Raw genomic sequence first — 14,272 nt, forward strand, 5'->3', positions numbered from 1 at the left:
CGGGGAGCGCTCCCCGCATCAGAGGCCGGCGACGACGGTCAGAGTCGGCGGCGCCGGGACCGCCGCCGCGAAATATGGCCGCCACGCGACGTTCATCTGACTTTTTTGATGGGAGCGTTCCCACAATTGCATAAACGATCTCCCTGCGCCTATTTGACCTGCGAAAACCCGACGCATTTTTGGAGAGCGCTCTCCAATTCTTGGTCGATTGATAACAGCGATCGTTATCCGAGATGTCGTTGACAGGTAACTCCACTGCCATCAATCTGCTCAGGGAGCGCTCTCTCCATGATCACTTATGAGGACCCTAGGAGGGTTCCATGCGCAAGCTACGTCAGCGGTTCCTCACCCCGATGGTCGCCGTGTCGGCGTTGGCCATGAGCCTCGCCGCCTGCGGCGGCGGCGACGGCGGCGGCGGCACCACAGGAAGCAGCGCGGCGGCCTCCCAGCCAGGGGAGAAGATCAAGCTGACCGTCGCGCTCTTCAGCGACTTCCACTACGCGCCGCTGTATGAGGAGTTCAAGAAGACCCACCCCAACGTGGAGATCGTGGAGCGCCGCTCGCAGTTCAACGACCACCACACCAACCTCATCACGCAGCTGACCACCGGCGCGGGCGCCGCGGACGTCGTCGCCGTCGAGGGCGGCTACGTCGGCGCCTTCACCCCCGTACCCGGCAAGTTCTACAACCTCAAGGACTACGGCCTGGACAAGCGCCAGAGCGAATACCTCGACTGGAAGTGGCAGCTGGGCGTCTCCAACGACGGCTCCTCGCTCATGGGGCTGGGCACCGACGTCGGCGGACTCGCCATGTGTTACCGCCCCGACCTGTTCAAGAAGGCCGGTCTGCCCAGTGACCGCGAAGGGGTGTCGGCGCTCTGGCCGACCTGGGACGCCTACGTCGAGACCGGCAAGAAGTTCGTCGCGGCCAAGGTCGCGGGCGCCAAGTTCACCGACGGCCCCGGTGAGCACTTCCGCGCAATGGTCGAGCAGGCCCCCGTCGGGTTCTACGACGACCAGTACAAGATCGTCGCCGGCACCAACCCGGAGGTGCGTAAGGCCTACGACATGTCCGTGAACATCATTGACGGGGGGTTGTCCGCCAAGCTCGCCGCCTTCACCCCGCCGTGGAACACCGGGATCGCCAAGGGCACCTTCGCCACCATGGTCTGCCCGGCCTGGAAGACCGGCACGATCAAGGACCAGAAGCCCGGTGAGGGCACCTGGGACATCGCCGCGGTGCCCGGTGGCGGCGGCAACCAGGGCGGCACTCACCTGATGCTGCCCAAGCAGGGCAAGCACCCCAAGGAGGCCGCCGAGCTGATCGACCTGCTGACCAACAAGGAGAGCCAGATCATGCTCTTCAAGGAGGCCAGCGCGCTGCCCTCGCTGCCCGTCCTGTACGACGACCCCGCGGTGGCGGACTACGTCAACCCCTACTTCGGCAACGCGCCGATCGGCAAGATCTTCACCAGTGCGGCGAAGGCGCTCAAGGCGCAGCACGTGGGTCCCAAGGCCGGCGACGTCCTGCTGGCGTTCAACAACGGCCTCCAGCGGGTGGAGCAGGGCAAGCAGAACGCCGAGGAGGCCTGGGCACAGGCGCTGAAGGACGTCGGCAGGATCAAGTAGCCCGTCGTTCCCCGGCCGGCCGGCCCCGCACCGGCCGGCCACCTGCCCTCCCCGACGAATCGCCGAAAGGAGCTGCCATGGCCACCCGCGCACCGGACCGCCTGGCGGTCCCACCGAACAGGCCGGTGCGATCCCGCCGTCTCCGCCGCCATCTGGTCCACCAGCTCGACGTCAAAGGCTCGCCGTACGCCTACGTGGCCCCGTTCTTCCTGTTGTTCTCCGCGTTCGGGCTGTTCCCCCTGGCCTACACCGCCTGGGTGAGCCTGCATGAGTGGACCCTGCTGTCAGATGAGCAGACCTTCGTCGGCCTGGACAACTTCAGGACGCTGCTCGCCGACGACTACTTCTGGAACGCCACCTTCAACACCCTGTCCATCGGAGTGCTGTCCACCGCGCCGCAACTGCTGCTGGCCATCTGGCTGGCTCACCTGCTGAACCGGCCGCTGCGGGCGCAGACCTTCTTCCGCATCACGCTGCTGCTGCCCAACGTGACCAGCGTGGTCGCGGTGGTGGTCATCTTCAGCCAGCTGTTCGGCCGCGACTTCGGCATGATCAACTGGATGCTTTCCTGGTTCGGCGTCGGCGGCGTCGCCTGGAACGAGGGGGTGGCCACCTCCCACGCCGCCATCTCCGTAATGATCATGTGGCGGTGGACGGGCTACAACACGCTGATCTTCCTGGCGGCCATGCAGGCCGTACCGCGCGAACTGTACGAGGCGGCCACCCTCGACGGTGCGAGCGGGTTCACCCAGCTCCGCAAGATCACCATTCCGATGATCAGGCCCACCACCGTCTTCGTCGTCATCACCTCGACGATCGGTGCGATGCAGATCCTCGCCGAGCCGCTGCTGTTCGGCTCCTACAGCATCTCCGGCGGCCCGGACCGGCAGTACCAGACGCTCTCGCTGTTCATCTACGAGAACTTCACCAAGCTCGACTTCGGCTACGCCTCGGCCATCTCCTGGATGATGTTCGCCTTCATCGTCCTGGTCGCGGGCGTCAACTACCTGCTCACCCGCCGCGCGAAGGGAGGGCTGACGTGAACGCCCGCACCGCCGTCCGCACCGACCGGCGTCATCGCGCCGCCGTCCCCGCGGGCCGGCGTCCCCGCTCCGGCGCCGCCCGCCGGCTCACCTACCTCACCCTGGTCGCAGTGGCGTTCTTCTCCGCACTGCCGCTCTACTACAGCGTCGTGGTGGCCTCCCGCGACAACGCGGCCCTGGCCGAGGTCCCGCCCCCGCTGCTGCCCGGCGGCAACCTCTTCGCCAATATCGCCCGCGTCTTCGACACCGTCCCCTTCGCCCTGGCGATGGTCAACTCCGTCCTGGTCTCCGGTTCCATCGCGCTCGCGGTGATGTTCCTTTCCACGCTGGCCGGGTTCGCCTTCGCCAAGCTGCGCTTCCGCGGCAGGAACGCCCTGCTGGTGCTCACCGTGGCGACCATGATGGTGCCGGCCCAGCTCGGGATCATCCCGCTGTACATGCTGATGGTGAAGCTGGAGTGGACCGGCACCATGTACGCGCTGATCGTGCCCGCGCTCGTCAACGCGTTCGGCGTGTTCTTCATGACCCAGTATCTGTCCCGGGCGCTGCCGACCGAGCTGCTGGAGGCCGGCCGGGTCGACGGATGCACCACCTGGGGCCTCTTCTGGCACGTCGTGCTCCCGGTCGCCCGCCCCGCGGCGGCCGTGCTCGGCATGCTCACCTTCATGTCGGCCTGGAACGACTACTTCTGGCCGCTGGTCGTCCTGACCCCGGAGGACCCGACGGTGCAGGTCGCCCTGTCCACACTGGCCAGCGGATACGTCAACGACTACGTGCTCGGGCTGGCGGGCACCACGCTCGGCACCCTGCCACTGGTCGCGGTGTTCGCACTGCTCGGAAAACAGATCATCGGAGGAATCATGCAAGGAGCTGTAAAGGGTTGACCTCCTCCCGTTTCCTCCCCCGCCCGGAGGTGGGGGTATCCACGCTCAAGGAGATTCGATGACCGTCGCGGGTATTCGGGGGGCGACCCTCACGCAGGGGCGCGCGGACTTCCCCACCGGTTTCGTCTGGGGCGCCGCCACCGCGTCCTACCAGATCGAGGGCGCGGTCAAGGAGGACGGCAGGCAGCCCTCGATCTGGGACACCTTCTCCGGTACGCCGGGCAAGGTCGCCGGGGGCGACACCGGTGACGTGGCCTGCGAGCACTATTTCCACTACGCCGACGACGTCCGGCTGATGAGCGAGCTGGGCCTGGCCGCCTACCGTTTCTCCGTCGCCTGGCCTCGCGTCCAGCCCGACGGCACCGGCCGGATCAACCCCCGGGGCCTGGACTTCTACAGCCGCCTGGTCGACAGGCTGCTGGAGGCCGGGATAACGCCGTACGCCACCCTCTACCACTGGGACCTGCCCCAGACGCTGGAGGACGCCGGCGGCTGGCCCGCGCGGGACACCGCCCACCGGTTCGCCGACTACGCGCGGGCCGTACACGAGCGGCTGGGGGATCGGGTCCAGCACTGGAGCACCCTCAACGAGCCGTGGGTGTCGGCCTTCCTCGGCTACGGGAACGGGGTCCACGCGCCGGGCAGGCAGGACCCCGCCGCCGCGCTGCGAGCGGCCCACCACCTGCTGCTGGGGCATGGGCTGGCGACGCAGGCGCTCCGCGCCGGGGGAGCCGAGGAGGTCGCGCTGGTGCTCAACCTCGCGCCGGTGATCACTCCTGAGCAGGTGCGCGACCCGGCGGCCGAGCCGTCGGCGGCGGACACCGAGGCGGTGGACCGGATCGACACCCTGCTCGTCCGGCAGTTCCTCGACCCCGCGCTGCGCGGGGAGTATCCCGCGCAGCTGCTGGCGGTCGTCGAACGCAACGGCGGTCTCGCCCACATCCGTGACGGCGACCTCCAAACGATCAACCAGCCGATCGAGGCGATCGGCATCAACTACTACAACCCGTGTGTGGTCGAGTCCGGTCCCGGGGAGGCGGCCGACGCGGCGTGGCCGGGCAGCGAGGACGTCCGCTTCTGCACGGTCGACGCGCCGGTCACCGCCATGGGCTGGCCGATCGTGCCCAACGGGCTGTCCCGGCTGCTCCTGCGGCTGGCCGACGACTATCCCGAGGTGGGTCTGATCGTCACCGAGAACGGCGCGGCCTTCGACGACGTCGTGGAGGACGGCCGGGTCCACGACACCGGCCGGACCGGCTATCTGGACGGTCATCTGCGCGCCGTACACGCGGCGATCGCCGAGGGTGCGGATGTGCGGGGCTATCTGGTCTGGTCTCTGCTGGATAATTTCGAATGGGCCGAGGGGTACCGGCGCAGGTTCGGCATCGTGCACGTCGACTTCGCCACCCAGCGCCGCCTGCTCAAGGACAGCGCGCTGTGGTATCGCGAGGTCATCAAGGGGAACGGACTACGGGGGACCAGATGAGACGACCCACCTTGGAGGCGGTCGCCGCCCGAGCCGGGGTCTCCCGGTCGACCGTCTCCCGGGTGGTGAACGGTCAGACCACAGTGACTCCGGACATCCGCGACATAGTCCTGCGAGCGGTGCACGAGCTGGGCTACGTCCCCAACGGGGCGGCACGGAACCTGGTCACCCAGCGGACCAACTCGGTCGCGCTCGTCGTCTCGGAGTCGCCGAACCGGGTGTTCTCCGACGATCCGATGTTCTCCACCGTGATCCGCTCGGCCAGCATCGAGCTGGAGGCCGTCAACATGCAGGTCGTGCTCCTGCTGGCCGGGTCTCCGCAGAGTCACGCGCGGGCGGAGAACTACATCGCCGGCGGTCACGTGGACGGTGTCATGCTCGTGTCAAGCCACGGCGCCGATCCGCTGCCCGTCGCGCTCACCCGGCTGCGCGTCCCGGTCGTCTCGTACGGCAGGCCGGCCGTGCCGGTCGACATCCCCTACGTGGACAACGACAACGTGGGCGGCGCGGCCGTCGCCGTACGTCACCTGCTGGAGCAAGGGCGACGGCGGATCGCGACGATCGCCGGGCCACTGGACATGATCGGCGGGCAGGACCGGCTGACCGGGTACCGGCAGGTGCTCCAGGACTCCGACCGCCGTTCCATCATCGCGGTCGGCGACTTCACCCGCGAGTCCGGTGCGATCGCCATGCGCCAGCTGCTGGCCGACGACCCGGAGCTGGACGCGGTGTTCGCCGCCAACGACCTGATGGCGATCGGCGCCATGCACGCGCTGCGGCAGGCCGGCCGCAGCATCCCCGACGACGTCGCCGTCGTCGGTTACGACGACATAGAGGCCGCCCGCTACACCGACCCGCCGCTCACCACTGTCCACACCTCGCACGCGAAGCAGGCCGCCGCCATGGTCCGCCTGCTGCTCGGCCTCCTGGCGGACGGCCCCACCGAACCGGTGATCATGCCTACGGAGCTCGTCGTAAGGGCGTCTTCGTAGATTCCCGCACCACCAGTTCGGTGGGGAGCACCAGTGGCGCCCTCTCCCCGGGGTCCAGCACCATGCGCGCCAGCCGTTGCCCCATCTCCACGGTCGGCTGGCGGACGGTGGTCAGCGGCGGCTCGGCATAGGCCGCGGCCGGGATGTCGTCGAAGCCGACGACGGCGACGTCGTCGGGGACCCTCCGGCCCGCCCGGCGCAGCGCCCGCAGCGCGCCCAGCGCCATCAGGTCGTTGGCCACGAACACCGCGTCCAGCTCCGGGTCGTCGGCCAGCAGCTGGCGCATGGCGATCGCACCGGACTCGCGGGTGAAGTCGCCGACCGCGACGATGGAGCGGCGGTCGGAGTCACGCAGCACGTTGCGGTAGCCGGAGAGCCGGTCGATCCCGGCGATCATGTCCTGCGGGCCGGCGATGGTCGCGATCCGCCGGCGCCCCTGTTCCACCAGGTGCTGGACCGCGCGCTCGGCGCCACCGGAGTTGTCCATGTCCACGTACGGCAGCTCGCTGGGCACGCCGGGCCGGCCGCCGCAGACCACCGGGACGCCCCGCCGGGACAGGATGCCCGGTAGCGGATCGGTCCCGTGCATCGATGCGATGATCACACCGTCCACGTGCCCGTTGGTCGCGTAGCGCTCGACCCGGTGATAGCCGCCGTCCGGGCCGGTGAGCATCAGCACGAGCTGCTTGTCGGCCTTCTCGATCTCCATGCTGACCCCCCGGATGATCCCGGCGAAGGTCGGGTCGTCGGAGAAGACGCGGGTCGCCGGTTCGGGGAACACCAGGGCGATCGAGTCGGCCCGCCGGGTGACCAGGCTCCGCGCCGCCTGGTTGGGGACGTAGCCCAGCTCCTCCACGGCGCGGTTCACCGCCTCACGGATCTGCGGGGCGACCCGGGAGGACCCGTTGACCACCCGGGAGGCGGTCGCCCGGGACACCCCAGCCCGGGCGGCGACCTTCTCCAGGGTCGGCCGGACCCTCACAGGCCGTTCCGGCCGACGACTTCGCGGTACCAGAGCGCGCTGTCCTTGGGGGTGCGGTGCTGCGTGGCGTAGTCGACGTGCACGATGCCGAACCGCTTGGCGTAGCCCTCGGCCCACTCGAAGTTGTCCAGCAGCGACCAGACCAGGTAGCCGCGCAGGTCGGCGCCCGCCTCGATGGCGGCGTGGGCGGCGCGCAGGTGCCCGTCGAGGTAGGACACGCGGTCCGTGTCGTGGACCCGGCCGGCCTCCACGACGTCGTCGAAGGCCGCGCCGTTCTCGGTGATGACCAGCGGAGTGCCGGGGTAGTCCCGCGACAGCCGTACCAGGAGGTCGGTCAGCCCGAACGGCTGGACCGGCCAGCCCATCGCGGTCTTCGGTACGTCGGGGCGGGGGAAGGAGATGCCCTCGCTGCCCGGGTAGACGGGGTTGGCGGGTTCGCCGGTGCGGGCGGCCACGGTCTGCGGGTTGTAGTAGTTCACCCCCAGCAGGTCGATCGGCCGGCTGATGATCTCCAGATCGCCCTCCCTGACGAAGGACCAGTCGGTGAAGCGGCCGGCCCGCCCGACCACGTCGGCGGGATACTCCCCGCGCAGCACCGGGTCAAGGAAGATCCGGTTCTGCAGGCCGTCCACGACGGACACCGCCTCGGCGTCGTCACCGAGCACCGGCGAGAGGTTGAGCGTGATGCCGATCCGGCCCGCTCCCGCCGCGCGCAGCGCCCCGGTCGCCAGCCCGTGGCCGAGCAGCAGGTGGTGGACGGCGGCGAAGCTCAGCTCCGGCTCGGTACGGCCCGGCGCGTGGATGCCCGAGGCGTAGCCGAGAAAGGCCGAGCACCAGGGCTCGTTCAGTGTGGTCCACGTCTCGACCCGATCACCCAGCCGCGCGTGTACTATCTCGGCGTATTCGGCGAACCGTTCGGCGGTCTCCCGGTTGGTCCAGCCGCCTCGATCCTCCAGGGTCTGCGGCAGGTCCCAGTGGTAGAGCGTCACGATCGGGGTGATGCCGGCTCCGTGCAGCCCGTCCACCAGGCGGTCGTAGAAGTCCAGGCCGCGCGGGTTGGCCGGGCCTGAGCCGTCGGGTTGGATACGGGGCCAGGAGACGGAGAAGCGGTAGGCGGCCAGACCGAGGTCGCCCATGATGCGGATGTCTTCGGGGTAGCGGTGGTAGTGGTCGCAGGCCACGTCGCCGGTGTGCCCGGCATGCACCTTGCCGGGAGTCCGGGAGAAGGTGTCCCAGATGGAGGGACCCCTGCCGTCGTCCCGGGCCGCGCCCTCGATCTGGTAGGCCGCGGTGGCGGCGCCCCAGACGAATCCCTCGGGGAATCTCAGCGCGCTGGAGTCCTTGAGGACGGGGGATTTCTCAGCGGAGATGGTCATATCCTCGCCGCTCCATTCTGTTCCGCGGTTCTGTGAGAGCGCTCTCTTGAGAATCACGTCTGTCGGAGTTGCATGTCAAGAAAAATGGGGCTGTAACCGTAATATCACAGTTATTGACATTGAGATGTGCGCAGACGACTCTCTCCAGAGAGCGCTCTCAAGCTTCCCGGCAACTTTATATGGAGGAAGGTCCATGTCGCTCCTCTCGCGGACCAACCGCGTCACCTTGGTGGCGGGCACCATTGGGCTGGCGCTGGTCGCCACCGCCTGCGCATCAACGGAGAACAAGCCGTCGGCGGGCGGAGGCGGCAGCAGCACGTCGGCTGATTGCGCGGCCTTCACCAAGTACGGTAACCACGCCGGCAAGACCGTCAGCATCTACTCCCCGATCCGCGACACCGAGGCCGACCTGTTCGAGCAGGCGTGGAAGCCGTTCGCGAAATGCACGGGAATGAAGATCACATATGAGGGCACCGGCGAGTTCGAGGCCCAGATCCAGGTGCGCGCCGACGGCGGAAATCCGCCGGACATCGCCTTCTTCCCGCAGCCGGGCCTGCTGGAGCGTTTCGCCAAGGCCGGCAAGCTCAAGCCCGCCTCGGCCGAGGTGAAGAAACTGGCCGACGAGGGCTGGTCGCCGGACTGGGCCAAGTACTCGACCGTCGACGGCACCTTCTACGGCGCGCCGCTGGGCGCCAGCGTGAAGTCCTTCGTCTGGTACTCGCCGGGCATGTTCAAGGAGAAGGGCTGGACCGTCCCCACGACCTGGGACGAGCTGATGACCCTCACCAACACCATCGCGGCCTCCGGCGTCAAGCCGTGGTGCGTCGGCCTCGAGTCCGGTGACGCGACCGGCTGGCCGGCCACGGACTGGATCGAGGACATCATCCTCCGCGAGGTCGGCCCCGAGGGGTACGACGACTGGGTGAGCCACAAGCTCGCGTTCAACGACCCCAAGGTCGTCGCCGCGGCGGACAAGGTCGGTGCGATCCTCAAGAACGAGAAGTTCGTCAACGGCGGCTACGGTCCGGTGAAGTCGATCGTCAGCACCGCCTTCCAGGAGGGCGGCGTCCCGATCACGCAGGGCAAGTGCGCGCTGCACCGCCAGGCGTCCTTCTACGCCAACTTCTGGCCGGAGGGCACCAAGGTGGCCGAGGACGGTGACGTGTTCGCCTTCTACCTGCCGGGCAACGACCCGGCCAAGAAGCCGGTCCTCGGCGCGGGCGAGTTCGTGGCGGCCTTCGCCGACCGTCCGGAGGTCCAGGCCGTGCAGGCGTACCTCGCCTCGGCGGAGTTCCCCGCGGCCCGGATGAAGCTGGCGACCTACGTCACCGCGCGCAAGGGCGTGGACCCGGCCCTGGCGCAGAACCCGATCGACAAGCTCTCCATGGAGATGCTGCAGAACCCCGACACGGTCTTCCGGTTCGACGGCTCGGACCTGATGCCCGCCGCGGTCGGCGCCGGCACCTTCTGGAAGGGCATGACCGACTGGATCAACGGCAAGGACACCAAGACGGTGCTCGACTACATCGATGCCTCCTGGCCCAAGTCCTGATATGTGACGATGCATCCGGTCGCGCGCAGCTCACGCGACCGGATGCATCGCCCGTATCGGCATGATCATCCCGGGAGATCCCTCCGATGGACTTCGACTTCGCCGCCGAACAGCCCAAACTCGTCCAGTTGCTGATCGGCGTCGCCGCCTTCCTCGTGGTGGTCGCGGTGATCCTGTTGCTGGTCGACCGCGCCCCGATGCGGCGGCGGGCCTGGACCCACGCGACGATCCTGCTCCTGCCCGCCGTCGCCCTTCTCTCCATCGGCCTGGTGGTGCCCGCCGTACGGACGACCCTGCTGTCGTTCATGAGCGGCGACGGCATGCGGTGGGTGGGCCTGGACAACTACGCCTGGATGTTCACCCAGCCCGAAGCCCTGACCGTGCTGCGCAACACGCTCATCTGGGTCCTGCTCGTGCCGCTGCTGGTGACCTCCGTCGGGTTGCTCTACGCCGTCATGGTGGACCGCACCCGCTTCGAGTCGCTCGCCAAGTCGCTGGTCTTCCTGCCGATGGCGATCTCGTTCGTCGGCGCCGGCATCATCTGGCGTTTCGTCTACGCCTACCGCGCCGACGACCAGGACCAGATCGGCCTGCTCAACCAGCTCGTGGTCGCCATGGGCGGCGAACCACAGCAGTGGCTGCAGGAATCTCCGACGAACACGCTGTTCCTGATCGTGGTGATGGTCTGGATCCAGGCCGGCTTCGCCACCGTGGTGCTCTCCGCCGCGATCAAGGGAATCCCGGCGGAGATCGTCGAGGCCGCCCGGCTGGACGGGGCGAGCCCGGCGCAGATGTTCTTCCGCGTGACGCTGCCCTCCATCCGCTCGGCCGTGGTCGTGGTCGCGGTCACCCAGTCGATCGCCACGCTGAAGCTGTTCGACATCGTGCGCACGATGACCGGCGGCCAGTTCGACACCAGCGTCATCGCCAACGAGATGTACAACCAGGCGTTCCGCTACGGCGAGACCGGCAAGGGCGCGGCGCTCGCCGTCTTCCTGTTCGCCCTGGTGACGCCCATTGTGATCTACCAGATCCGCCAGCGCCGGGAGGTCCGGTGAGCGAGCGAGCCGGGATGCGCGGGCGGGTCGACATGCACGGCGCCACAGCAGTGTGGCCGGCGAAGGAGTCCGCGTGACCACATTGACCCAGACCGCGGTGCGCCCCCGGGCCACGACCGCGCCGCAGCGCGTCCGGCGGGGGCTCAGCGGCAAGGTCGCCAGTGCCGCGGCGATCGTCATCGCGGTCCTGTGGACCACCCCGACCTTCGGCCTGCTGCTCTCCTCGCTGCGCCCGGAGGACCAGATCAAGTCCACCGGCTGGTGGACGTTCTTCTCCGACCCGCAGCTCACCCTGGAGAACTACCAGCAGGTGCTGTTCGGCACCTCCTCGTCCTCCGGGCAGATGGCCAGCTTCCTGATCAACTCCATCGTCATCACGGTCCCCTCGGTGCTCCTCCCGCTGGCCCTGGCCACCTTCGCCGCCTACGCGCTGGCCTGGCTGCCGTTCCGGGGGCGCGAATGGATCTACATCGGCATCTTCGCCCTCCAGATCGTGCCGCTGCAGATGGCGCTGGTCCCGCTGCTGTCGTTCTTCTCCCAGGGCGTGGACGTCTTCGGCGTCCACCTCCTGCCCGCCTGGGACCTGGAGGGCTCCGGTCGCTTCGTCCAGGTCTGGTTCGCCCACACCTGCTTCGCACTCCCGCTGGGCATCTTCCTGATCCACAACTTCATGGCCGAACTGCCCGGTGAGCTGATGGAGGCCGCCAGGGTGGACGGCGCCACCCACGGCACCATCCTGCGCAAGCTCGTCCTGCCCCTGGTCGGACCCGCGCTGGCCACCTTCGGCATCTTCCAGTTCCTCTGGGTCTGGAACGACCTGCTGGTGGCCCTGATCTTCGCCGGCGGCACCGCCGAGACCGCACCCATGACGGTACGGCTGGCGCAGATGGCCGGCACCAAGGGCAACGAGTGGCAGCGCCTGACCTCGGGCGCGTTCGTCTCGGTGGTCATCCCGTTGGCCGTCTTCCTGTCGATGCAGCGCTACTTCGTCCGCGGCCTGCTGGCGGGCAGCGTCAAGGGCTGATCCTCCGGTGCGGCGGAGGTCTGTTCCGGGGCTGCCGCCTGGACCGGGCCCGTGCTCTGCTCGGGGGCGTGGCCGGGGGCCGCGGCCGGCTGAGCGGCGGGTGCCTGCTCGGCGACGCCGGGCTGGGTGAGAGGGGGCTGGCTCGGGGCGGTGGGCTGCACCGCTGACGGATCGTAGGGTCCGGCGGACGGCGGGACCTCGACGACCATGGTGTCGGCCGGTCCGGGGGCCCCGTCCATGACGGCGCGGGCGTGATCCAGGTGGGACGCCGCGACCAGCACGTCGTAGCGGCCGGCGACGATGGCGCTGCGCGAGGCGAAGTCGCGCTTGCCGCGGGTGAAGAAGTGGTTGATGAACCCGAAGGCGGCACCCATCACGGCGCCCCAGAGCGCCGCCCAGAGGACGAGCACGACGAACGACATCGTGGTCGAGGTGAACAGCCCGAGGAACATCCCCACCACGGCGCCGAAGGCCACACCGCTCCCGGCTCCGGCGAGCGCGGCGCGTCCGTTGGTCATCCTGCCGGTGACGGTCTCCTCCAGCTTCAGGTCGCTGCCGACGATCGCCACGTGCTCGACGGGGAAGCCCGCGTCGGAGAGCGAGTCCACGGCTCGCTGCGCGGCCAGATAGTTGTCGTAACCGACCAGGACTCTTCGGTCCACGACGACCTGAGTCGCCGCCAGGGGGGTGGAGAGCTCTGCCATGTCCGTTCGCCTTCCCACGCGTAGGGAGTGATCCGGCCCGGCGACTACCCCCCACCCCGCCGACAATGCGGGACTTCGGGAGAGATCTTCCTGGCGGGGACTACCAGCTCTGGTGGAGCGGCATGCCCTCGGTGTAGCCGGACGCGCTCTGGATGCCGACCACCGCGCGCTCGTGGAACTCCTGCAGGGTGGAGGCGCCCGCGTAGGTGCACGAGGAGCGCAGACCGGCCACGATGGCGTCGACCTGGTCTTCGACGCTGGGCCGTACCGGGTCGAGATACATCCGGGAGGTGGAGATGCCCTCCTCGAACACCGCCTTGCGGGCCCGCTCGAAGGGGGAGTCCTCGGAGGTGCGCAGTTTCACCGCACGGGCCGAGGCCATGCCGTAGTTCTCCTTGTACTTGCGTCCGTCGGCGTCGGTACGGGTGTCGCCGGGCGACTCGTAGGTCCCGGCGAACCAGGAGCCGATCATCACGTTGGCCGCTCCGGCGGCCAGGGCGAGGGCCACGTCGCGGGGGTGGCGGACGCCGCCGTCGGCCCAGACGTGACGGCCGAGGCGGCGGGCCTCGGCGGAGCACTCCAGGACGGCCGAGAACTGCGGGCGGCCGACGCCGGTCATCATCCGGGTGGTGCACATCGCGCCCGGACCGACGCCGACCTTGAGAATGTCGGCCCCGGCCTCGGCCAGGTCGCGCACGCCCTCGGCGGTGACGACGTTGCCCGCCGCGACCGGCACGCCCGGGTCGAGTGCCCTGACCGACCGCAGCGCACTGATCATTTTCTCCTGGTGGCCGTGGGCGGTGTCCACGACCAGGCAGTCGATCCCGGCTTCGAGGAGCTCCTTGGCCTTGGCGGCCACGTCGCCGTTGACGCCGACGGCCGCGGCGACGCGCAGCCTGCCGGAGGCGTCGAGCGCGGGCCGGTACAGCGTGGCACGCAGCGCGCCCGTCCGGGTCAGGATGCCGACCAGGCGGCCTTCGCCGTCGACGATCGGGGCGAGCCGGTGCCGGCCCCCGTGGAGCCGGTCGAAGGCCTCCCGCGGGTCGAGGCCGGCGGGCAGGGTGAGCAGGTGGTCGGACATGACCTGGGAGAGCTGGGTGTACATGTCCACGCCACTGCAGTCGCCCTCGGTCACCACGCCGACCGGGCGGTTCTCCCAGTCGACGATGATGATCGCGCCGTGGGCGCGCTTGGGCAGCAGGTTGAGCGCCTCGCCGACGGTGTCGTGCGGGGTGAGCGTGAGAGGGGTGTCGTGGATCAGGTCCCGCGCCTTGACCCAGCTGACGACGTCGGCGACGACGTCGATCGGGATGTCCTGCGGGATCACGGCGATGCCGCCGCGCCTGGCGATGGTCTCGGCCATCCGGCGTCCCGCGACCGCCGTCATGTTGGCGACCACGATCGGGATCGTGGTACCGGTGCCGTCGTCGGTCGAGAGGTCGACGGCGAGCCGGGAGGTGACGGAGGACCGCGACGGAACCATGAACACGTCGCTGTAGGTCAGGTCGTGAGCGGGCGCCATCTCATTGAGGAATTTCACGTT

At 69.0% G+C, this 14,272-nt stretch carries 12 protein-coding genes; 8 read left to right on the forward strand and 4 right to left on the reverse strand.

Annotated elements, in window-relative coordinates; translation table 11 throughout:
- Positions 1-320 precede the first annotated feature (320 nt).
- The 5 genes from OHA77_RS32070 (at position 321) to OHA77_RS32090 (ending at position 6,033) form a co-directional block, all read left to right on the forward strand.
- Positions 321-1,628 carry an extracellular solute-binding protein gene (locus tag OHA77_RS32070; protein WP_406313068.1) on the forward strand — a complete coding sequence of 436 codons (1,308 nt, stop codon included), beginning with the start codon at positions 321-323 and terminating at the stop codon, positions 1,626-1,628.
- A 77-nt stretch (positions 1,629-1,705) separates the two neighbouring features.
- Positions 1,706-2,671: a sugar ABC transporter permease gene (locus tag OHA77_RS32075; protein WP_326824469.1), complete on the forward strand. Its 966-nt coding sequence runs from the start codon at positions 1,706-1,708 to the stop codon at positions 2,669-2,671.
- Positions 2,672-2,772: 101 nt separating this feature from the next.
- Positions 2,773-3,555, forward strand: coding sequence for a carbohydrate ABC transporter permease (locus OHA77_RS32080; RefSeq protein WP_406319908.1), 783 nt, complete (start codon positions 2,773-2,775; stop codon positions 3,553-3,555).
- Between the two features lie 58 nt (positions 3,556-3,613).
- Complete coding sequence (locus OHA77_RS32085) at positions 3,614-5,041, forward strand: GH1 family beta-glucosidase (RefSeq protein ID WP_326824467.1); 1,428 nt, start codon at positions 3,614-3,616, stop codon at positions 5,039-5,041.
- Positions 5,038-6,033, forward strand: coding sequence for a LacI family DNA-binding transcriptional regulator (locus OHA77_RS32090; RefSeq protein ID WP_406313069.1), 996 nt, complete (start codon positions 5,038-5,040; stop codon positions 6,031-6,033). The genes OHA77_RS32085 and OHA77_RS32090 overlap by 4 nt, the downstream gene beginning before the upstream one ends.
- Here the strand turns inward: OHA77_RS32090 and OHA77_RS32095 are convergent.
- Both OHA77_RS32095 and OHA77_RS32100 read right to left on the reverse strand, forming a co-directional pair.
- Complete coding sequence (locus tag OHA77_RS32095) at positions 6,002-7,015, reverse strand: LacI family DNA-binding transcriptional regulator (protein WP_406313070.1); 1,014 nt, start codon at positions 7,013-7,015, stop codon at positions 6,002-6,004. The two genes, OHA77_RS32090 and OHA77_RS32095, sit on opposite strands and share 32 nt — an antisense overlap.
- On the reverse strand, positions 7,012-8,391 hold the full coding sequence (locus OHA77_RS32100) for a GH1 family beta-glucosidase (RefSeq protein ID WP_406313072.1): 1,380 nt from the start codon (positions 8,389-8,391) through the stop codon (positions 7,012-7,014). The genes OHA77_RS32095 and OHA77_RS32100 overlap by 4 nt, the downstream gene beginning before the upstream one ends.
- Before the next feature lie 193 nt (positions 8,392-8,584).
- Here OHA77_RS32100 and OHA77_RS32105 point away from each other — a divergent pair, with 193 nt between their 5' ends.
- The 3 genes from OHA77_RS32105 to OHA77_RS32115 all read left to right on the forward strand — a co-directional run bounded on the left by OHA77_RS32105 (position 8,585) and on the right by OHA77_RS32115 (position 12,025).
- Positions 8,585-9,943 (forward strand): ABC transporter substrate-binding protein, encoded by a 1,359-nt coding sequence (locus tag OHA77_RS32105; RefSeq protein WP_406313073.1) that lies wholly within the window; start codon positions 8,585-8,587, stop codon positions 9,941-9,943.
- 86 nt (positions 9,944-10,029) lie between these two features.
- The gene (locus OHA77_RS32110) at positions 10,030-11,001 is read left to right on the forward strand and encodes a sugar ABC transporter permease (protein ID WP_326824462.1); all 972 of its coding nucleotides are present in this window, start codon (positions 10,030-10,032) and stop codon (positions 10,999-11,001) included.
- A 73-nt stretch (positions 11,002-11,074) separates the two neighbouring features.
- Positions 11,075-12,025 carry a carbohydrate ABC transporter permease gene (locus OHA77_RS32115; protein WP_406313074.1) on the forward strand — a complete coding sequence of 317 codons (951 nt, stop codon included), beginning with the start codon at positions 11,075-11,077 and terminating at the stop codon, positions 12,023-12,025.
- On the opposite strand, the gene OHA77_RS32120 is transcribed toward OHA77_RS32115, so the two are convergent.
- Together OHA77_RS32120 and OHA77_RS32125 are read right to left on the reverse strand one after the other, a co-directional pair.
- Positions 11,983-12,729: a general stress protein gene (locus tag OHA77_RS32120; RefSeq protein ID WP_406313075.1), complete on the reverse strand. Its 747-nt coding sequence runs from the start codon at positions 12,727-12,729 to the stop codon at positions 11,983-11,985. The two genes, OHA77_RS32115 and OHA77_RS32120, sit on opposite strands and share 43 nt — an antisense overlap.
- Before the next feature lie 100 nt (positions 12,730-12,829).
- Positions 12,830-14,269 carry a GuaB1 family IMP dehydrogenase-related protein gene (locus tag OHA77_RS32125; RefSeq protein ID WP_406313076.1) on the reverse strand — a complete coding sequence of 480 codons (1,440 nt, stop codon included), beginning with the start codon at positions 14,267-14,269 and terminating at the stop codon, positions 12,830-12,832.
- Positions 14,270-14,272 lie beyond the last annotated feature (3 nt).

It is taken from the genome of Streptosporangium sp. NBC_01639 (assembly GCF_045209755.1).
Lineage (GTDB): Bacteria > Actinomycetota > Actinomycetes > Streptosporangiales > Streptosporangiaceae > Streptosporangium.